Genomic DNA, 19,716 nt, shown 5'->3' with positions numbered 1-19,716 from the left:
CTCCCCGAGTGGCGGAGCCTCCTGAGCCCGCGCATACCGGCGATGCCCGGAGCGGGTGGTCACCGGGCGAGGTGCGCAGCCGCCGCCGAGGGGCGTCTTACGGGATGCGGCGGTCATGAGGTGAGGCCCTTGAGGAGGCGGTCGGGGCGGATGGGGAGGTCGTGGGGGCGCCAGCCGGTCGCGTTGTGGACGGCGTTGGCCACCGAGGCCGCCACTCCGACCGTCGAGACCTCGCCGAGCCCGACGCCGCCGCCGTTGACGTGGTCCCAGCCCTCCTGGTGGAAGTGGATGGTCATCTCCGGCGTGTCGCCGATGCCGGGGATGCGGTAGTCCTCCAGGTTCGCGGTGAGGACGGTGCCGGTGACGGGGTCGGTGTGGCGTTCCTCGTACAGGGCGTAGCCGATGCCCTGGATGATGCCGCCCTCGCACTGGTTGCGGGCCGGGCGCTCGGCGTAGATGCGGCCGGCCGTGAGGCCGCCCCAGACGCTCAGCGGCCTGACCGTGCCGAGCCTGGTGTCCACCTCGACCTCGGTGACGTGCACCGCGCCGCTGAACCCGCGCCCGATCGACATGCCGTCGATCGAGAACGGCGTCACGTACCCGCCCCGGTCGCCCCGCCGCCTGCCGACGACCTTGGCGCCGTGGGTCAGGCCCTGGGCCCGCAGGCGGCGGGCGGCGTCGCGGGCGGCCGGCGCCACCGAGGTGGTGCTGCGGCTGCCCAGCGCGGGCGGTCCCGGCACGCTGGCTGAGCTGCCGATCTCGACGCGGATGCGTTCGGCGGGCAGGCCCAGCTCATCGCGCAGGACGCCGGCGATGACGCTGCGCACGCCGGTGCCGATGTCCTGGGTGGCGGTGCGCGCCACGACCACGTCGCCCTGGACCTCCAGCTCGACCTGGGTCGCCGTGGCGACGAGGTAGATCCAGTTGGCCACGGCCACGCCGACGCCGCGGCGGAAGCGTCCCGTCTGCGACCCGCTGTGCGGCCTGTCCCGCCAGACGGGCAGCTCCAGGACCCGCTCGTAGAGGGCGCGCCGTTTGGGGTTGCCGTCCCAGCGGCGGCGCAACACGATCGGGTCCTCGCCGAGCCGGTGCGCCATCTCGTCCACGGCCTGCTCCAGCGCCCACAGCATCGGCGGGGCGCCGGGACCGCGGAAGGGCGTGCCGGGCGGCTCGTTGGTGACCACGTCGTAGTCGCGCAGCCGGCGGGGCGCCTTGCCGTACACCAGGCGGGCCAGGGACGCTGAGGTCGATCCGATGGAGACGCCGCCCCGGCCCCGCACGTCGATCGCGAGCGCGGCCAGCTCGCCCTTGGTGTCGGCGAGCAGGGCGATGTTCGTCCTGCTGCCCGGCCGGCTGCCGGCGTCCGTCAGCTCCTCGGCGCGGCTGAACACCACGCGTACGGGAGCGCCGTACGCCCGCGCCAGCTCGACCGCCGCGACCGACTCGACCGTGATCCCGGACTTCGCGCCGAACCCGCCGCCCACGTGCTCGGCGACGACGTGCACCCGGCTCTCGTCCAGCTTCCAGCGCTTGGCGGCCTGCTCGGCGGCCATGGCCAGCGTCTGCGTGGACAGGTGCAGGTGGAGGTCGCCGCGCTCGTCCCACCGCGCCACGCAGGCGTGCGGCTCCAGCGGCGTGTGCACCTGCACGGCGGTGCTGAACGCGCCCGTCACCAGCAGCGGGTCGTCGCGCCTGCGGGCCTCGTCGATCAGCCTGGCCGCCTTGCCCGCCCGCCTGCTCGCCCCGCTGAACGGCCCGCGCACGTTGCCGTCCCAGCCACCGGGCACCGTCATGCCCTCGCTGGAGCTCTGGGCGTTCTTCCTGCTCTGCTCGTCGTAGACCGGCGGGGCGTCGGGGCCGTCGTCGAGCGCGGCGGGGAACGGCTCGTACCCGATCCTGGCGCCCTCGGCGATCGCCTGGGCCTCCCGGCGGGTCGCGGCGGCGACGGCGGCGATCGGCTGGCCGGCGTAGCGCACGATCCGGTCATCGGGCAGCAGATCCACCACGGGGACGCCGTCCACCTCCACGGAGGTGACCCGCGCGTGCGCCTGCGCCGAACGGATGATCACGCCTTCGAGCTGGCCGTCCAGCCGGACGTCCGTGGTGTAGCGGGCGCGTCCGGTGATCTTCTCCATCGCCTCGACCCGGACGGGTGCGGGGGTGTCCGTGTCGTGCTCGCCCCGGCAGGCGGCCGCGACGGCCGCGTAGATCCCCGCGTACGCGCCGCAGCGGCACAGATGACCGGCCAGGGCCGCGGCGATCTCCTCACGGGACGGCGTCACGTCGCCGTGCCCGGCCCGCCAGGCGTCCACGAACGCGGCGGCCTCGACCACGAAGCCGGGCGTGCAATAACCGCACTGCAGCCCGTCGTGGGCGGCGAACGCACGCTGCACGGGGTGGTCGAGCCCTTCGGCGGTGGTCAGGGCCCTGCCCTCCACCGCCGCGCAGGGCAGCAGGCAGCTCGCCTGCGGGGTGCCGTCCACGGAGATCGTGCACGCGCCGCAGACGCCCGTACGGCACACGGCCTTCGTCCCGGTGAGGCCCAGGCCGTCACGCAGGACGTCCACCACCGGATCGTCTCGCCCGGCGTCCACCTCGTGGGGCACGCCGTTCACCATGATCTTCATAGCGCTCCTGCTGACGTTGTCAACATTGGGGTATGTTGACAGTGTCAGCGCAACTGCTGACATTGTCAACACGGGAGGTCGTGAGAGAGTGAAGGCATGATCGACGGCACCAGGTCCCGGCTGATAGAGAGCGCGCTGACGTTGCTGCGCGAGGAAGGGCTCGACGCCGTGACGCTGCGCGCGGTCGGCGAAACGGCCGGCCTGTCGCGCATGGCCCCCTACCGCCACTTCGCCGACAAGACCGCGCTGCTCGCGGCGCTCGCCGCCCGCGTCATGTCCGACATCACCCAGCACATCGCCACCGCCGTGCTGTCGCAGGGCACCCAGGAGGAGCGGCTGCGCGCCTTCTACCGCAGCTACATCGACTACGCCGTACGCCACCACGAGGAATACCGGCTGGTCTTCTCCTCGGTCTTCGTCGCCAGGCGGCACCCCGAGATCGAGCAGGGCATCGACGAGATCATGACCGCGCTCAGCGTGGACGACGGCACCGGCGGTCCCCGCGAGAAGGCCGCGGTCGCGGCCGTGCTGGCCAGCGCCCACGGCATCGCCGAGCTGGTCACCGTGGGTGATCTCGCCCACAAAGGGATCAGCACCGACGACATCATCGACGTCATCGTCACCCGCGCCACCCGCCCCTGACGCCGGGATATGTCTGGCCGCACAGAGGGGTGTGGCCAGACCCACTCCTGGGCCCACCTGGGCGAAAGTCCCTCCGGCCGGGTGCACAGTGGAAGCACGACGGCACCGAAGGAGTGGAGAGCGGGCATGCGATGGTTGACCGGCGCCTGGGCGGGATTCGCGCGGGCGTGCGCCGTCCTCGGGGTGAGCCTGCTCGTCCCGGCCCTGTGGGCGGTGGCGGTGGCGCTGGGCCTGTGGTGGGGCGGCGGCATGTGGGGCGTCGGCCCGTTCTGGGCGGCGTTCCTGACGGTCGCGCTGTCGCGCAGGATATGCGGGTGGTTCAGGAACCTGGTCGCGCGATGGACCGGCATGGAGATCCCCGGCGGCTACCGCGAGGCGGCCCCGGTGACCCGCCTGTCCACCGGCTACTGGTGGAACGGCCACTCCTACGAGCGCAACCGCCGCGACGCCGAGCGTGACCAGCGGTGGCGGACCTGGGTGCGCGACCCCGCGACCTGGCGTGACCTGCGGTTCGTCGCGATCGTCCCCTTCACCGCCGGGCTGGCCGCCGCCGTGCCGCCCGCCGCGCTGGCAGCGGCGGTCGCCGGGCTCCTCCAGCCGTCGCCGCTGCCGCGCGCCGCGGGCGTGCTCGCCGCCGTCGTGGCCGTCGCGACCTCCCCGTACGCCTGGCGCGCCGCCCCGCCCGTCGCCGCCCGCTTCCTGCGTCCCTCTCCCGCCATGGCGCTGGCCGGCCGCGTCGAGGAGCTGACCGCCCAGCGCGCGGACACCACGGTGGCGCAGGCCGCCGAGATCCGCCGCATCGAGCGCGACCTGCACGACGGGGCCCAGGCCCGCCTGGTCGCGCTCGGGATCTCCCTGGTGACCGTGGAGAAGCTCATGCAGAGCGACCCTGACCGGGCCAGGGCGCTGCTGCGCGAGGCGCGGGCCGGCGCCGCCTCGTCGCTGACCGAGCTGCGCGAGCTGGTCCAGGGCATCAACCCGCCGGTGCTGAGTGAGCGCGGGCTGGTGGACGCCGTACGCGCCCTCGCCCTGGACAGCCCGCTCGAAGCGTCCGTCAGCGCGGAGGGGCGGCTGCGCCTGGACCCGCCGATCGAGTCGGCCGTCTACTTCGGCATCGCCGAACTGCTCACCAACGCCGCCAAGCACGCCCACGCCACCCGCGCCCGCATCTCCATCGCCCGCGCGGACACCGACCTGGTCGTCGAGGTCGAGGACGACGGCAGGGGCGGAGCGGTCCCGCGCGCCGGCGGCGGGCTCGACGGGCTGCGCCGCCGCCTGGCCGTCTTCGACGGTGCCCTGGAGGTCACCAGCCCGGCGGGCGGCCCGACCCGTGCCAGGATGGTGGTCCCATGCGCATAGTCGTCGCCGAGGACCTCTACCTGCTGCGCGAGGGGATGGTCCGCCTCATCGAGGCGTTCGGGCACGAGGTGGTGGCCACCGCGACCACCGGCCCCGAGACGCTCGACGCGCTGCTGACGTGGCGGCCCGACGTGTCCGTCGTGGACGTGCGCATGCCGCCGTCACAGTCGGACGAAGGGCTCAAAGCGGCCGTCGCGGCCCGCCGCGAGGTGCCCGGCCTGCCGGTGCTGATCCTCTCCCAGCACGTCGAGCAGCTGTACGCGCGCGAGCTGCTCGCCGACGGCTCCGGCGGGGTCGGCTACCTCCTCAAGGAGAGCGTGTTCGACGCCGACCAGTTCGTGGACGCCCTGGAACGCGTCGCGGCCGGCGGCACCGCGATGGACCCCGCCGTCATCGGCAAGCTGCTGTCCAGCGGCGCGTCCACCCGCCGCCTCGGCGGCCTCACCGGGCGCGAGCTCGACGTGCTCGCCCTGATGGCGGAAGGGCTGTCCAACCAGGCCATCGGACGGCGGCTGTTCCTCAGCGAGAGCGCGATCAGCAAGTACACGACGTCGATGTTCGGCAAGCTCGGCCTGACCGACGACGACGACACCAACCGCCGTGTGCTGGCCGTCCTGACCTACCTGAACGACTCCTAGCCGATCAACGGCATACCGCCGCCATACCTCCCCTCCCTACGGTCGTGACCGTGGCGCCGCATGCCACGCATCCGTACTGGGAGGACATTCATGCGTTTCGTCCGCTTATCCGCCGTCGTCGCCGCGATGCTCATCGTCGCCGGCACGGCGAGCCAGGCGACGGCCACGTCCGCACGCGAGACGATGGCCGCGCCCGATCTCCAGCTCCCCTTCCCCTGCGGCCAGAAGTGGCAGCTGAACACCTGGGAGCACGCTCCCGCGCTGGACATGGTCAAGGAGCCCGACCAGCACGGCACCCTGGGCGCGACGCTGATCGCCCCCGCCGCCGGGACGGTCAAGCAGTCGTACCGGCACGAGAACGCCGGCAACATGATCCAGATCGATCACGGTGGCCGCTACTACACGACCTACATTCACCTGCAGTCGCGTGCCGTCTCGGCCGGCGACCGGGTGCAGCGGGGAACCGTGATCGGCAAGGTCGGCAAGGACGGCGAGACCGCCAACAACCACCCGCACCTGCACTTCGAGCTCGGCTACGACGCCAACGGCGACGGACGGGCCTCCTGGGGCACCAAGAATTCCGAGCGGGTCAGACCGACCTTCGACGGCGTCACCTACGGGCAGGCGAACGGCCGCGAATGGAACAACGTCACCAGCCGCAACTGCTCGGCCACGTCCCCTGAGGGGACCGCGAAGATCTATGGGGCGCTGCCGGACGGGCGGCTCACCTACACGACGATCGATGCGGAGTCGGGTAAGCGGACGCATGGGGCGGTGGTCTCCGCCACGAGCCTTGGCTTCACGCCGAAGGCGATCGCGACGTTGAACTTCAACACGCTTCTGGTGACCAAGCCCGGCAACGACGGTGAGCTGTATCGGGTGGACATCCGGACGAACAACGAAGAGCTGATCTTCGAGACGCCTGTGCTGCTCGGCACCGGCTGGACGCATGACCTGCTGGCCTACGACGGCAGGAGCCATCTCTTCGGGATCGCGGCCGGCACGTTGCGCCGCTACACGCTCACGGCGGCCAAGCCGGCCATCGGCGACATCACCGGAAACACCCTCATCGGTACGGGGTTCACCCTCAAGACGCTGACGACGACGGGTCCTGACTGGATCCTGGGCACCACCACGAACGGGCTGCTGCTGTCGTACAAGATCAACGGCAAGGACGACTGGGACCGGCACCAGCTCCGTGACAGCACCTGGCAGAACTTCGACGCCCTCCTGTCGCCCGGCGCAGGCGTCTACTACGGCCACAGCCCGGCGGGCGCGCTGTACCGCTACCACGACGGCGACCCCTACGACGGCAAGGGCGACGACCTGACCGCTCACAACACCGTCGACGCCACCGGCTGGGCCCAGACCCTGCTCTCCGCGCAGCCCGGCACGGTGACCTCGTCGTGAGACTTCGCCACGTGTTCACCTCCCTGGTGGCGGCCGCGACGGCCATCGTGATCGGCTCGTCGTCCCCCGCATTCGCCGACCCTCAACCGCAGGCGGAGTTACGGACGCAGCCGCCCGCCACGTCGGACATCACCGCCGCCTACCAGACCGCCCCATGTGACAAGAGCGGCACCACCTCGACGGACGCGTCCCTGGCTACCTCGCTCAACCGCACGCTCAACGAGAAGATGCGCGGCTACATGTCCGCCTACCGGGTCTCCTGCGCCCGCATGGTCGTCAAGGCCGTGCACGACCGCGGGCTGGACCGGCGGGCCGCGGTGATCGCGGTGGCCACGATCATCGTGGAGACCAGCGTCCAGAACATCAGCGAGGAGGTCGACCACGACAGCCTGGGGCTGTTCCAGCAGCGCGCCAGCTGGGGCAGCAGGTCGCAGCGCCTCGACCCGGCCTGGGCCACCAACGCCTTCCTCGACAAGATGCTGCGCGTCTACCCCGGCAACGGCTGGAAGTCCGCGCCGATCGGCGAGGTCTGCCAGGCGGTGCAGGTGTCGGCCTATCCCGACCGGTACCAGGTCCAGGCCGGCGACGCCAAGATCATCACGGATGCCATCTGGCCGCACGTCAGCGGCCCTGAGGGGACCGCGAAGATCTATGGGGCGCTGCCGGACGGGCGGCTCACCTACACCACGATCGATGCGGAGTCGGGTGAGCGGACGCATGGGGCGGTGGTCTCGGCGGCGAGTCTCGGCTTCACGCCGAAGGCGATCGCGACGTTGAACTTCAACACGCTTCTGGTGACCAAGCCCGGCAACGACGGCGAGCTGTATCGGGTGGACATCCGGACGAACAACGAAGAGCTGATCTTCGAGACGCCTGTGCTGCTCGGCACCGGCTGGACGCATGACCTGCTGGCCTACGACGGCAAGAGTCATCTCTTCGGGATCGCGGCCGGGACGTTGCGCCGCTACACGCTCACGGCCACGAAACCCGCCATAGGCAACATCACGGGTAACACGCTCATCGGTACGGGGTTCACGCTCAAGACGCTGACGACCACGGGGCCCGACTGGATCCTGGGGACCACGACCAATGGGTTGCTGCTGTCGTACAAGATCAAGGGCAAGGACGACTGGGACCGGCACCAGCTCCGTGACAGCACGTGGCAGAACTTCGACGCTCTCCTGTCGCCGGGCGGAGGCGTCTACTACGGCCACAGCCCGGCAGGCGCGCTGTACCGCTACCACGACGGCGACCCCTACGACGGCAAGGGCGACGACCTGAGCGGTCACGGCACCGTCGACACCATCGGCTGGGCCCAGACTCTGCTCTCGGCGCAGCCCGGCACCGTCACCTGAGTCAGGGACCTGGCGGCAGGTCTCTGACGTAGAGCAGGGCGTCGCTACCGGTCAGGTCCTCCGGGGTGAGCGGGAGGTAGCCGTACCACGCGGAGTCGCGGGGGACGAGACCGGTGCCGTCCAGCTCCCGGCAGGCGATCAGGAAGTGGTCTCCAGGCATCGCGTGGAGCAGGCCCTCGACGGTGTCCGGGGGTGGGGCGCCGACGCCCTGGTGGTGGATGGTGCCGACTGCGGTGGCGACGAACGCGTACGCCTCGCCGAGCCGGCGCGCGACCTGCGCGCCGGCGCTCCACCAGTCCACCCGCAGCTCGCCCAGCATGACCGTGCTGCTCTGCCGCTGCAGGTGGCGGTTGTGGGCGTGAACGAGGGTCGGGCCGCGGTCGGCGAGGGCGAGCAGGTTGGCGGCCATCATCGCGTCGCGCAGGCCCATCATCGCGTTGACCCGGCCGGGCGCGGCGCCTGCCATCTGCGCGTGGTAGCGCAGCAGGCCGGTGGCGGTGCGGGCGTACAGGCGGGCTCGTTCCCACGCGTCGCGCCCGCCCGCCGTCACAAGCTGCGGCGCGTGGACGTCGAGCAGGCAGGCCAGGTCGTCGGCCAGCAACCGCAGCTCGTTCGCCGCGTCCGACCGGCCGATCGACCGCGACGGGTCGAAGACCGCCTGCTCGTCCGTCCACCGCTCGTCGGGGCCGAGCAGGCGGTCGAGCGTCTCCGGCAGGACGCCGGTGTCCACGTGGGCGGCGAGGTAGGCGTGCAGGGCGGTGAGCGCCTGCCGGGGGCTCGCCGCGTGGGTCATCTCCATGGGCGCGTCGAAGCCCGCGAAGCGCACACGGTCGGCGGGCGGACGGCCCCTGTTGTACGCCCGCAGCCACCGCACCAGCTCGCGGTTGCCCGCCGCCGCCCCCGCCCCATGGCTGAAACCACCCGCCATCACCGCGGACAGGTCCCCGGCGCCCGAGGTGACGTGGTCGTCCACCACCAGCCCCTTCACGCAGTCGCTCTCGATGGCGACGCACCGGTAGCCCTCCTGCTCGACGAGCCGCCTGACCAGCTCGTTGCGCAGGCCGAGCAGGGTCTCGTCGCCGTGGGTCGGCTCGCCGAGGGCGAGCAGCCGCGGCCGGGCGGGCAGCAGCCGCAGGAGATCGTCGTACGGGGAGTTCGTCATACCTTCGACGGTATCGTTGAACTCCCTGTTGAGACTTCTACGACGAGATGGCGTCCAGCGCGTACGCCCAGAGCCGGTCGGCCGCCTCCGGGTCCACCGCCCACGACGCCACGCCCGACATCACCCCTGGCCCGCCCTGCACCACCTCGGCCTCCTGGTTGTCGGAGAAGAACCGGCCGGTCACGCCCGCCACCAGCGGCGACCCGGCCAGCAGCGCCGACGTGGCGGCCCCCTGCTCGGGAGTCTTGAAGTAGTCGGGGGTCAGCAGGCGGCCCGCCTCGTCCATCGCGCCCATCGATCGCATCGTCGCGGCGTCCACGTGCCGCTGCAGGTTGGTGTGGATGTAGCCGGGTTCGAGGGCGTTGGCGATGATGCCGTCGTCCGTCCAGCGCCGCGCCGCGCCGACCGCGAGCAGCACGTCGGCCGTCTTCGACTGCGAGTAGGCCGTCCACGGGTCGTACGGGCGCTTCTCGAAGTGCGGGTCGTCGAAGTCGAACGGCGCTCCCAGTTGCGCGCCCGAGCTGACCATGACCACCCGCGCGTCGCCGGCCTGCCGCAGGTTGGCGTGCAGGGCGGTGACCAGGGCGAAGTGGCCGAGGAAGTTCGTGGCGAGCTGCAGCTCCCAGCCGCCGGCGGTGACCTGGCGGGTGGGCAGCGCCATGATGCCGGCGTTCGCGACGATCGCGTGCAGGGGCCCCGTCCACGAGGCGGCGAAGGCGCGGACGGAGCCGAGGTCGCTCAGGTCCAGCCGCCGCTCGCCGGCGGCCGGGTTGCGGGTGGCGACGGTGACGTCGGCCCCGGCACCCCGCAGCGCGCGTACGGTCTCCAGGCCGATGCCGGAGGCCCCGCCGGTCACGATGATCCGGCGGCCGGTCAGATCGACGCCGGCGAGCACCTCGGCGGCGGTGGTCCTGGCGGTGAAAGGGGTGCTGATACGTGTCATGCCCGTCACCCTAGAAAGCCGCGATTGGACGCAGAAGCCTCAATCGTCCAGGATAGTTGCGTGACAGTCCGGCAAGCCGATCCGCTCGAAGACGTGCTCACGCTCGTCGGCACCACCAGCCGCCTGTCCGTCGGGCTGGTGGCCGGCGGCCGGTGGGCGCTCGCGTTCGACCCTCCAGACGGGGTCAAGTTCAACGCCGTGCGCCGCGGCCACTGCCTGCTCACCGTGGACGGCGTGCCCGAGCCGATCGAGCTGCGCGAGGGCGACTGCTTCCTGCTCGTCCAGCCGCGCGCCTTCACCCTGGCGAGCGGCCCCGGCGTGACCCCCGCCCCGGCCGGGCCGGTGTTCAGGGCGGCGGCGGGCGGCCCGGCCCGCGTCGGCGACGGCGACGACGTCGAGCTGATGAGCGGCCGGTTCCACTTCGGCGAGCGGGCCGGTGAGCTGCTGTTCGACGTGCTGCCGCCGGTGATCCACGTGCCCGCCAGCACCACCGAGGCCACCACCGTGCGCTGGGCGCTCGAGCTGATCGCCGCCGAGCTGCGCGCCTCCCAGCCCGCCGCCACCCTGGTCACCGAGCACCTCGCGCTCGTCATGCTCATCCACCTGCTGCGCCTGCACGTCGCCACTGCGCCGGGCCAGACCTCGGGCTGGCTGGCCGGCCTCGCCGACCCCGTGGTGGCGCCGGCCCTGCGCGCCATGCACGCCAGCCCCGCCCACGCCTGGACGGTCGCCGACCTGGCCGGCGTGTGCGCGGTGTCCCGCTCGACGCTGGCCGCCCGGTTCAAGCAGGTCGTCGGCAAGGGGCCGCTGGAATATCTGACCGGCTGGCGCATCGAGCTGGCCGCGGGCCGGCTGCGCGACGGCGAGGCGACCATGGAGGCCATCGCCCGCGAGGTCGGCTACGCCTCGGTCAGCGCGCTCAGCAACGCCTTCAAGCGCCTGACCGGCCTGGCGCCGCGCGACTACCGCAGCGCCGCCAGCGCCGCCAGCCGCTCCGCCGACGCCGAGCCGGTGGGCGGGGTGTAGACGACGAGATAGAGGTCGGGGTCGGCCGTCGGCGCGAACGTCTCCCAGTGCAGCGTGAAGCCGCCGACCGCCGGATGGTGGAAGCGCTTGTCGCCGTACGTGCAGTAGGTCACCTGGTGCTCGGCCCAGTGCCGGACGAACTCCGGCGAGCGCGCCGTCAGCTCGTCCACCAGCTCCTGTGGCCGCGAGTCGTCGCCCGCCCTGCCCAGCGCGCCGCGCAGCCAGGCGGCGGCCTCGCTCAGGATCGCCTCCCGCTCCGGCAGCACCTCGGGAGCGCGCGGATCGAGGAACACCCAGCGAATCATGTTGCGCTCGCAGCGCGGCATCGCCTCGAAGTCGGCCAGCAGCACGGCCGTCATGCGGTTGACCGCCACGACGTCCATCACGCCGGTCATCAGCAGCGCGGGCACGGGGCCGAGCGTGTCCAGCATCATGCGCAGCGCCGCCCTCGGCTTGATCGGCGCCTTGCCGGGCCGCTCCGGTGTGCCAGGCTCGTCCCGCAGCAGCTCGCGCAGGTGCCTGAACTCCTCCGCGGTCAGCCGCAGCACGGCGGCCACCGCCTCCATCACCTGGTCGGAGACGTTGCCCACCCGGCCCTGCTCCATGCGGGTGTAGTAGTCGACGCTGACCCCGGCGGCCATCGCCAGCTCCTCGCGGCGCAGGCCCGCCACCCGGCGTCCTGGACGCGCGGGCAGCCCCACGTCCCGTGGCGAGACGCGTGACCTCCTGGATCGCAGGAACTCGCGCAGCTGGTCAGGCCGCCTCATACGGTCAGTATGCAGGGCGGCGGGCAAAGCCCAGGTCATTCACCTGGGGTGGAAGCCGCGCAGCCGCTCACCGAACCGGTGGCCGTGCTCGACGGCGTAGGAGGGGTCGTCGAGCAGGCGCAGCTGCTCGACGACCCGCTCCAGCCGGGCGACGGCGTCCATGGCGCGGCACAGCAGCGCGTCCACGTCGAGCTCGTCGCGGTGCAGGCGGGCCTCCTCCAGCTCCACCCGCAGCGCGGCGACGGGCGTGCGCAGGGCATGACCGGCGTCCGCGCCAAGCCGGCACAGCTCGTGCGGCAGCGCCATCGTGCACATCTCGGTGACCTCTCCTCGGTTCATGGGCGTTCACCTGAAGGAACGCCTCGGAACCCGCAGAAAGGGCACGCCGGCTGGCCCCGTGCAGACTAGGTCTGGCCGGTACCACCCACGCGGCTCGGCTCACCGGCCTGCCACGAGGCGAGCAGGCGCAGGCCGTCGTGTGACGGCGTGCCCGGCTCGGCCGTCAGCGTGATGAGCTGCTGGTCGGGGTCGGTGGTGCAGGCCAGGGCCGACCAGTCGAGCGCCAGCCGCCCGGCGATCGGGTGGTCGATGACCTTCCTGCCGACGTCGCGCACCTCGACGTGATGGCCGCCCCACCACCGGCGGAAGTCGTCGTCGCGGACGGACAGCTCGCCCACCAGCGCGGCCAGCCGCGGGTCGGCCGGGTCGCGGGCGGCCTCCATGCGCAGCTGCGCCACGCAGGCCCTGGCGACGTGCTCCCACTCGGGGTAGAGCCGGTGGAAGGTGGGATCGAGGAACACCAGCCGCACGAAGTTCCGCTTCTCCTCAGGGAGCCGCGCGAAGTCGGTGAACAGCGCGGCGGCCATCGCGTTCCAGGCCAGCACGTCGGTGCGCCTGCCCAGGACCACGGCCGGGGTGGTGGCCAGGTCGTCGAGCAGCCGCCGCAGCTGCGGCTGGACCCGCTGCGCGGCCCGCCGGCCCGGGGCCGCGGCCTCCTTGCCCGACAGCTCGTAGAGGTAGGACCGCTCGTCGTCGCTGAGCCGCAGCACGCGGGCGATGCCGTCGAGCACGGACGCCGACGCCTGGCGGCGGCCCTGCTCGATGCGGGTGTAGAAGTCGGTGCTGATCGACGCGAGCAGCGCCACCTCCTCGCGGCGCAGCCCCTTGACCCGCCGCCTGCCGCCGGCGGGCAGGCCGACCTCGGCCGGGCTCAGCTCCATGCGCCTGGCGCGCAGGAAGGCGCCGAGCTCGGTGGGGTGTGTCATGGGACCAGTCTGCCGCAGGCAGGGCCGTCATGAGGGGGCCGGTTCTGTCCCAGGACAGCGCTGACCTGGGACACGACTCGCCTCTCCCGCTCCCGTACGAGCTCTGCGAGCCTCGTGACGAACCACCCCATACCGAAAAGAAGTGCGATGCAGACGAACGTCACCTTCCCCAGCGACGGGCTCGCCCTCGCCGGGATCCTGTTCACCCCCGACGGCCACACCGGCGGCCCGCTGCCCGCCGTCGTCATCGGGCACCCCGGAGGCGGGGTGAAGGAGCAGAGCCCCAGCCTGTACGCCCGGCGCCTGGCCGATGCCGGGTTCGCCGCGCTCGTGTTCGACGCGGCGTACCAGGGCGAGAGCGAGGGCGAGCCGCGCGGCCTGGAGGACCCCTTCCAGCGCGCCGAGGACGTCAAGTCCGCCGTCACCCACCTCACCACCCGCGACGACATCGACCCCGGCCGCATCGGCGCGCTCGGCATCTGCGCCTCCGGCGGCTACGTCGCCTACGCCGCCCAGACCGACCACCGCATCCGCGCCGTGGCCACCGTCAGCGCCGCGGACCTGGGCCACGCCTTCCGCGAAGGGCTCGGCAGGACCCAGGACCCCGCGGTGCTGCCGGCCCTGCTCCAGCAGGCCGGCGCCGCGCGTACGGCGGAGGCGCGCGGCGAGGCCCCCTGGATGGTGCCGTGGATCCCCGACGACGCCGAGCAGCGCTTCGCCACCGAGACCCGGCAGTTCCGCGAGACCTGGGAGTACTACCGCACGCCGCGCGGCCACCATCCCCGCGCCGTCCAGGGGTGGGTGCTGCGCAGCATCGACAGGATCGCCCAGTACGACTCCTTCGCCATGGCCCACCTGATCTCGCCCCGGCCGGTGCTGATGATCGTCGGGTCGGAGGCGGAGAGCGCGTACATCAGCCGCGAGGCCATGGAGCGGGCCGCCGAGCCCAAGGAGCTGCACGTCATCGACGGCGCCACCCACATCGACCTCTACGACCGGGACGTGTACGTCACGCCCGCCGTCGCCAGGCTCACCGCCTTCTTCGGCGAGCACCTGTGAACACGTGGTTCACTCGGCGGGGCCCTTGCGGACGGTGACGTTGAGGCGGTTCCACGTGTTGATCGCGGCGATCGCCATCACCAGCACGGCCAGCGACTCCTCGTCGTAGAGGTCGGCCGCCGCGTCCCACACGTCGTCCGGCACCCCCTCGGGGTTGTCGGCGATCCGGGTCGCGGCCTCGGCGAGCGCCAGCGCGGCCCGCTCCTCGTCGGAGAAGTACGGCGTGTCCCGCCAGGCGGCCACCGCGTGCAGCTTCCGCTCCGGCACGCCCGCCTCGATCCCCTCCTTGACGTGCATGTCGATGCAGAAGGCGCAGCCGTTGATCTGGCTGACCCGCAGCCGCAGCAGCTCCAGCGTGCTGCGGGGCACCGGTCCGGAGCCGATGTAGGCCTCCACCGCGTACATGCCCTTGTATCCCGCGGCGGCCGATCGACTGACGTCCATACGCATGATGTGTCTCCTTTACCGATAACCTGGTTATTAGATATCCAGAATTTGACGAACGGCGAAGGCCGCTCAGGACCGACGCCGCGCGAACCACGCCCGCGTGACCTCAGGCGTGTCGGGGATGTGGCGCTCCACCTTCGCCCTGATGTCGGCCAGCGTCTGGGCGGCCAGCTCCTTGCGGTAGGCCGACTCGGCCTGCCGCATGGCCTGCGAGACGAAGCACGCCTTGCGATAGTCGACGTCCTCCCGCCCGACCGGGCCCTTGCGCAGCACCTGCTCGCACCGGAACGCCTCGCCCGGCCCTTCGATCGCCGTCACCACGTCGAGCAAGGTGATCCGCTCGAGCGGGCGGGCCAGCCTGAACCCGCCCCGCGGCCCCGGCGTCGAGCTGAGGATGCCCGCCCTGGCCAGCGCCTGAAGCTGCTTGTTCAGGTACGCGGGCGGCAGCTCGTAGAACGCCGCCAGCCGCGCCGCGGTCATGGCCTCGTCCGGGTCGAGCCAGGACAGGTTGATGCAGCTGTGCATGGCCCACTCGACGCCCTCGCTCATCCGCATATCTGGATATTAGACATCCAGAATAGGTGCGCGCAAACGCGGCACGCCGGGTCTCATGACGTCGGGGCCAGCCAGAGGCCCACGAGGGCGTCGATGAGGCCGGTCGCCGCGTCGTGCCAGCTCGCCCGCGGTGTGGCGGCGCCCAGTGCGAGCGCGCGTTCGCGGTCGGCGCAGGTGTGCAGGATGAGCTGGCGCATCATCTCGCCGCGCTCGGCCCGCACGGCGGCGGGCAGCTCGGGCAGGCACTGGTGGAAGCCGTCGACGGCCAGGCGCAGCGACGGTGACGTGCGGTTCTCCTCCTGGAGGATCACGCACAGCGCGGGGTCGGTGCCGACCTGGGAGAGGAAGCGGGCGTACCAGGTGGGGGAGCCAAGCTCGGCGAGGTGTTCGGTGACCGGGCGCACCATGCACGAGACCCAGGCGCGTACGTCGTCCGACCCCTCGGCGGCGGCCACCATGCGGGCCCGGCGGGCCTCGATCGGCTCGGCGTGCCTGCGGGCGATCGCGCGGACGAGATCGGCCTTCGCGCCGAAGTGGTAGCCCACGGCGGCCGTGTTGCCCTGCCCTGCCGCCTCGCTGATGCGCCGGTTGGAGGCCGCGCACACCCCGTCTTCGGCGAACAGCCGCTCGGCCGCCGTCAGGATCTGCTCGCGGGTCACGCCGACGCGCTCGGCCCGGATGGTCCTCGTCATCTTCATCACCGCACCGGAACTGCTTGCCTGCCCTGCGCCGACGTCCGCCGCCATGATCTCAGCCGGCGCCGGGCATCGCCAAACCCGGAGGCGCAACAAGTCGGAAACTTCCGTACTGGTAATTTTAACTCAAGCGCTTGAATTAAACCTGTTGCCCCGCGCTGCCGTCCCACCGGAGGCCCCCGCATGACCAACCCGTCCGCCCGCGCCGCCCACGCGGCCGGCCCGTCGCGGGCGTCCACGTTCGTCGTGGTGCTCGCCTTCAGCGGGATCGCGGTGTCGCTGATGCAGACGCTGGTGATCCCGCTGGTGCCCGAGCTGCCCACGCTGCTCGGGGCGTCGGCCGCCGACGCCGCCTGGGCGGTCACCGCGACGCTGCTCGCCAGCGCCGCCGCGACGCCGGTGATGGGACGGCTCGGCGACATGTACGGCAAGCGGCGCGTGCTGCTGATCAGCATGTCCATGCTGGTCGCCGGCTCGGTCATCTGCGGGCTCAGCGACTCGCTGACCCCCATGATCATCGGACGGGCGCTGCAGGGCCTCGCCGCCGGCGTCATCCCGCTCGGCATCAGCATCATGCGCGACGAGCTGCCGCCCGAGCGGCTCGGCTCGGCCATCGCGTCCATGAGCGCCTCGCTCGGCGTCGGCGGCGCGCTCGGCCTGCCCGCCGCCGCGCTGCTCGCCGAGAACTTCGACTGCTCGCGCCGATCGCGGCCCGCGTGTCGGCCGCCCGCGGCCCCAAGCTGACGCTGATGATCGGGGCGATCATCGTGGCGGGCGGCTACGGGCTCAACATCGTGCTGATGTCCGAGGTGTGGCACCTCGTGCTGGTCTCCGTCGTCATCGGGGCCGGCATCGGGTTCTCGTACGCGTCCATGCCCGCCCTCGTCATGGGGGCCGTGCCGGTCACCGAGACGGCCGCCGCCAACAGCCTCAACACGCTCATGCGGGCCATCGGCACCTCCGTCTCCAGCGCCGTGACCGGGGCCATCCTGGCGGGGATGACGACCCGGTTCGGGCCCGCCGAGCTGCCGTCCGACGACGGGTTCCGCGTCGTGCTGGCCATCGGGGGAGGGGCGGCGCTGGTGTCGTTCCTGATCGCGTTCTTCCTGCCGCGCCACGCCAGAGCCGCCGCGCCCGCCCCTGAGCCGCAAGCCTCTGGGACGCAAGCCTCTGGGACGCCGGCTTCTGGGACGCTTGCCCCTGACGCGCCGGCCTCTGGGATGACGGCCTCTGGGACGCCGGCCCTTGGGTTGTCGGCGCCGCAGGCGGCGGACCCGCACGCGACGGCGCCGCACCCGTCCCTGCCGCACGCCGTTCCCTCCGCCTTCGCCGAGGCACGCGAGCCCGCCTACGCCCAGGCGTTCGGCGGGGTCGAGATCCGCGGCTTCGTCAGCGGCGACGACGGCGCCCCCATCGGGCAGGCCACGCTCACCCTCATCGACATGCGCGGCACCCAGCTCGGCAGGGCCATGACCCTGGCCGACGGCGCCTACAGCATCTGGGCGCCGGGCGCGGGCACGTACGTGCTGATCGCCTCCGTCGCCCACCGCGACCCGCAGGTGGCGACGCTGGCGGTGGGCTCGCGGCCGCTCGACTTCAACGTGCGGCTGGCCGGGTCGAGCCGGCTCGCCGGCACCGTACGCGACCAGGAGGGCAAGCCGGTTCCCGGCGCGGTGCTGGCGCTGACCGACGCGCGCGGCGAGGTGGTCGCCACGAGCACGACCGACGCGGACGGCGCGTACGCCTTCTCCGGCGTCGCCCCCGGCGCCTACACGCTGGCCGTCAGCGCCGGCTCGCACCGCCCCGCCGCCGTCCCCACCGAGGTCACCGCCACCGGCAGGACCCGCTGCGACGTCGAGCTGCGGCCGGGCACCCGGATCCGCGGCACCGTACGGGTGCGTGACGGGCTCCCGCTGACCGACGCCCGGGTGACGCTGCTCGACGCGGCGGGGAACGTGGTCGGCACCACGATCACCGGGGACGACGGAGCGTACGCCTTCGCCGACCTGACCGGCGGCCAGTACACCGTCATCGCCACCGGCTACCCGCCCGTCGCCGACACCGTCACCGTGAACGGCGCCGACGAGGAGGGCCGCGACCTGTGGCTGGCCCACGAGGAATGAGCACGAGGAATGAGCACGAGGACTGAGCACGAGGAATGAGCACTCGCCCGGCGGGCCCGGGCGGGGCGAATGACCGCTCGCCGTCGGCGAGCGGGGAGAGCGGGAACACCATGGACACCACCTGGGAGCAGCAGGCTCCCCCCGCACGGCCCGTCCAACGGCGGGGCGTACATGCCCGGATCCGCACCAGGGACGGCTGGGCCGTGCAGCACGCGATCGTCACCCTGACCGACCCGGCGGGCCGGCAAGCGGCACGGGCCGAGGCGGACGCGCACGGCGCCGTCGCGACCGATCCGCTCGCGCCCGGCGCCTACACGGCGGTCGTCACGGCGGCCGGCTTCGACCCGGCCGCGCAGACCGCCATCGTGACCGGCTCGGGCCTGGCCGACCTGGGTGACGTGGTGCTGACCAGGCAGGGCGGGCGTGATCTGCCGCCGCCCGGCGTCTGGACGCTCGATCCCGCCCACTGCAGGATCGGGGCCTCGGCCCAGCATCTCGGCTTCAGCCGGGTGCACGGGAGGTTCAGGCAGTTCGCCGGGCGGATCGAGATCGGGACGACCCCGGAGGCGTCGTCGGTCGCCGCCGACATCGCGGCCGCCTCGATCGACACGGGCAACACCGCCAGGGACGACCACCTGCGCTCGGCCGACTTCCTGGGCGTGGCGACGTACCCGATGATCTCCTATCGCGGCTCCGGGCTGACCGCGGCCGACACCGACCGGTGGATCGTGCACGGCATGCTCAGCCTGGCCGGCACGCAGCGGCCGGTCGATCTCGACCTGACCTACCTCGGCACCGGGCGGGACCCGTGGGACGGGCTGCGGGCGTCGTTCCACGCCGAGACCGAGCTGCGGCGCGAGGACTTCGCGATGACCTACAACCAGATCGTGCGGGCCGGGGTGCAGCTGATCGGCGCGACGGTGAAGGTGGAGCTGGACATCCAGGCCGTACGCGGTGATTCGGTGCCCTTCACCGCCACGGAACGGTGACCGTCCCGGAGAACAGCGTGGCCGCCGCGTCCGCCACGATGAGGAACCCGGCGATCCAGACGACCCAGCTCAGCGTGGCGCGCGAGCCGGACGCCGGCTTCGCCCGCCACGTCTCGAACCGCCCGCGCGTCCGCTCGCCCAGAGCGAGCCAGGCCAGCCAGAGCAGCAGGCCGGGCAGGACCATGATGAGCACGTACGCGCCGAGCAGCGCCATCCACTGAGCCGCGGCGAGCCCGGCGGAGGTCATGATGCCGATGGCGGCGAAGTACGGCACGGCGGTGGCGAACTCGAACAACCACGTGCCGAGCCCCAGCATCAGCATCGCCCTCACGGTGAACGACCGGGCCTCGGGCGCGGCGCCCTGCCGCGGGATGCGGTAACTGGCCACGAGGAGCGTCACGCCCAGCACGATCTCGCCCCAGGCCAGTGCGGTGCCGTCGATGACCGGCACGACCGCGCCGAGGCCGAGCATGAGCAGCGCCCCCAGCGCGAAGTACGCGGCCGCGACCGCGCCTAAGTAGGTGCCGAGCAGCGCCGCCGTCCTCCTCGGGCCGGCCAGCAGCACGTACAGGGTCACCCCGATGACGCTCGGGCTGAGCGTGTCGAGCAGGGCGAGCCCGAGCACCGTACCGATGATCTCGATGGACATGGTCC

The 19,716-nt window shown here is 72.4% G+C and carries 19 protein-coding genes and 1 pseudogene; 10 read left to right on the top strand and 10 right to left on the bottom strand.

Annotated features, from left to right (window positions below; all coding sequences use genetic code 11):
• Positions 1-113 precede the first annotated feature (113 nt).
• Positions 114-2,618 carry a molybdopterin-dependent oxidoreductase gene (locus tag AB0K28_RS42350; RefSeq protein WP_364381720.1) on the bottom strand — a complete coding sequence of 835 codons (2,505 nt, stop codon included), beginning with the start codon at positions 2,616-2,618 and terminating at the stop codon, positions 114-116.
• A 105-nt stretch (positions 2,619-2,723) separates the two neighbouring features.
• On the opposite strand from AB0K28_RS42350, the gene AB0K28_RS42345 reads away from it, so the two are divergent.
• The 5 genes from AB0K28_RS42345 (at position 2,724) to AB0K28_RS42325 (ending at position 8,031) form a co-directional block, all read left to right on the top strand.
• Positions 2,724-3,269, top strand: a complete 546-nt coding sequence (locus tag AB0K28_RS42345) for a TetR/AcrR family transcriptional regulator (protein WP_345404584.1) — start codon at positions 2,724-2,726, stop codon at positions 3,267-3,269.
• Between the two features lie 126 nt (positions 3,270-3,395).
• The gene (locus AB0K28_RS42340) at positions 3,396-4,628 is read left to right on the top strand and encodes a histidine kinase (protein WP_345404587.1); all 1,233 of its coding nucleotides are present in this window, start codon (positions 3,396-3,398) and stop codon (positions 4,626-4,628) included.
• Complete coding sequence (locus AB0K28_RS42335) at positions 4,619-5,266, top strand: response regulator transcription factor (RefSeq protein WP_345404590.1); 648 nt, start codon at positions 4,619-4,621, stop codon at positions 5,264-5,266. The genes AB0K28_RS42340 and AB0K28_RS42335 overlap by 10 nt, the downstream gene beginning before the upstream one ends.
• A gap of 90 nt (positions 5,267-5,356) precedes the next feature.
• Positions 5,357-6,676, top strand: coding sequence for a M23 family metallopeptidase (locus tag AB0K28_RS42330; RefSeq protein WP_364381662.1), 1,320 nt, complete (start codon positions 5,357-5,359; stop codon positions 6,674-6,676).
• Positions 6,673-8,031, top strand: a complete 1,359-nt coding sequence (locus AB0K28_RS42325) for a tachylectin-related carbohydrate-binding protein (protein WP_364381659.1) — start codon at positions 6,673-6,675, stop codon at positions 8,029-8,031. Before AB0K28_RS42330 ends, AB0K28_RS42325 begins: the two co-directional genes overlap by 4 nt.
• A 1-nt stretch (position 8,032) precedes the next feature.
• Here AB0K28_RS42325 and AB0K28_RS42320 read toward each other — a convergent pair whose 3' ends face one another.
• Positions 8,033-9,193 (bottom strand): erythromycin esterase family protein, encoded by a 1,161-nt coding sequence (locus tag AB0K28_RS42320; protein WP_364381656.1) that lies wholly within the window; start codon positions 9,191-9,193, stop codon positions 8,033-8,035.
• A gap of 37 nt (positions 9,194-9,230) precedes the next feature.
• Complete coding sequence (locus AB0K28_RS42315) at positions 9,231-10,136, bottom strand: SDR family NAD(P)-dependent oxidoreductase (protein ID WP_364381653.1); 906 nt, start codon at positions 10,134-10,136, stop codon at positions 9,231-9,233.
• Between the two features lie 60 nt (positions 10,137-10,196).
• Between AB0K28_RS42315 and AB0K28_RS42310 the strand changes: the two genes are divergently transcribed.
• Complete coding sequence (locus AB0K28_RS42310) at positions 10,197-11,162, top strand: AraC family transcriptional regulator (protein ID WP_364381650.1); 966 nt, start codon at positions 10,197-10,199, stop codon at positions 11,160-11,162.
• Here AB0K28_RS42310 and AB0K28_RS42305 read toward each other — a convergent pair.
• The 3 genes from AB0K28_RS42305 to AB0K28_RS42295 form a co-directional block, all read right to left on the bottom strand.
• Positions 11,099-11,929: a helix-turn-helix transcriptional regulator gene (locus AB0K28_RS42305; protein ID WP_364381647.1), complete on the bottom strand. Its 831-nt coding sequence runs from the start codon at positions 11,927-11,929 to the stop codon at positions 11,099-11,101. The genes AB0K28_RS42310 and AB0K28_RS42305 overlap by 64 nt on opposite strands.
• Positions 11,930-11,968: 39 nt before the next feature.
• Positions 11,969-12,268, bottom strand: coding sequence for a hypothetical protein (locus AB0K28_RS42300; RefSeq protein WP_345404617.1), 300 nt, complete (start codon positions 12,266-12,268; stop codon positions 11,969-11,971).
• A gap of 65 nt (positions 12,269-12,333) precedes the next feature.
• Positions 12,334-13,194 (bottom strand): helix-turn-helix domain-containing protein, encoded by an 861-nt coding sequence (locus AB0K28_RS42295; RefSeq protein ID WP_364381643.1) that lies wholly within the window; start codon positions 13,192-13,194, stop codon positions 12,334-12,336.
• A 147-nt stretch (positions 13,195-13,341) separates the two neighbouring features.
• Here AB0K28_RS42295 and AB0K28_RS42290 point away from each other — a divergent pair, with 147 nt between their 5' ends.
• Positions 13,342-14,253, top strand: coding sequence for an alpha/beta hydrolase (locus AB0K28_RS42290; protein ID WP_364381640.1), 912 nt, complete (start codon positions 13,342-13,344; stop codon positions 14,251-14,253).
• A gap of 9 nt (positions 14,254-14,262) precedes the next feature.
• On the opposite strand, the gene AB0K28_RS42285 is transcribed toward AB0K28_RS42290, so the two are convergent.
• From AB0K28_RS42285 to AB0K28_RS42275, 3 genes are all read right to left on the bottom strand, one after another.
• Positions 14,263-14,703: a carboxymuconolactone decarboxylase family protein gene (locus tag AB0K28_RS42285; protein ID WP_345404626.1), complete on the bottom strand. Its 441-nt coding sequence runs from the start codon at positions 14,701-14,703 to the stop codon at positions 14,263-14,265.
• A 66-nt stretch (positions 14,704-14,769) separates the two neighbouring features.
• Complete coding sequence (locus tag AB0K28_RS42280; RefSeq protein ID WP_364381636.1) at positions 14,770-15,255, bottom strand: Rrf2 family transcriptional regulator; 486 nt, start codon at positions 15,253-15,255, stop codon at positions 14,770-14,772.
• 53 nt (positions 15,256-15,308) lie between these two features.
• Positions 15,309-15,953: a TetR family transcriptional regulator gene (locus tag AB0K28_RS42275; protein WP_364381633.1), complete on the bottom strand. Its 645-nt coding sequence runs from the start codon at positions 15,951-15,953 to the stop codon at positions 15,309-15,311.
• A 142-nt stretch (positions 15,954-16,095) separates the two neighbouring features.
• Between AB0K28_RS42275 and AB0K28_RS42270 the strand changes: the two are divergent.
• The 3 genes and pseudogenes from AB0K28_RS42270 to AB0K28_RS42260 form a co-directional block, all read left to right on the top strand.
• A pseudogene (locus AB0K28_RS42270) lies at positions 16,096-17,062 on the top strand (MFS transporter); the annotation flags it as partial.
• A 108-nt stretch (positions 17,063-17,170) separates the two neighbouring features.
• Positions 17,171-18,073 (top strand): carboxypeptidase regulatory-like domain-containing protein, encoded by a 903-nt coding sequence (locus AB0K28_RS42265; protein WP_364381717.1) that lies wholly within the window; start codon positions 17,171-17,173, stop codon positions 18,071-18,073.
• 110 nt (positions 18,074-18,183) lie between these two features.
• Entirely contained in the window at positions 18,184-19,062 is an 879-nt protein-coding gene (locus AB0K28_RS42260; protein WP_364381630.1) for a YceI family protein, read from the top strand.
• Here AB0K28_RS42260 and AB0K28_RS42255 read toward each other — a convergent pair.
• Positions 19,043-19,711, bottom strand: a complete 669-nt coding sequence (locus tag AB0K28_RS42255) for a GAP family protein (protein ID WP_364381627.1) — start codon at positions 19,709-19,711, stop codon at positions 19,043-19,045. The two genes, AB0K28_RS42260 and AB0K28_RS42255, sit on opposite strands and share 20 nt — an antisense overlap.
• Between the last annotated feature and the right edge of the window lie 5 nt (positions 19,712-19,716).

Source organism: Nonomuraea sp. NPDC049504 (assembly GCF_040676845.1).
Classification (GTDB): domain Bacteria; phylum Actinomycetota; class Actinomycetes; order Streptosporangiales; family Streptosporangiaceae; genus Nonomuraea; species Nonomuraea salmonea.
This window is presented reverse-complemented; position numbering and strand designations above follow the sequence as displayed.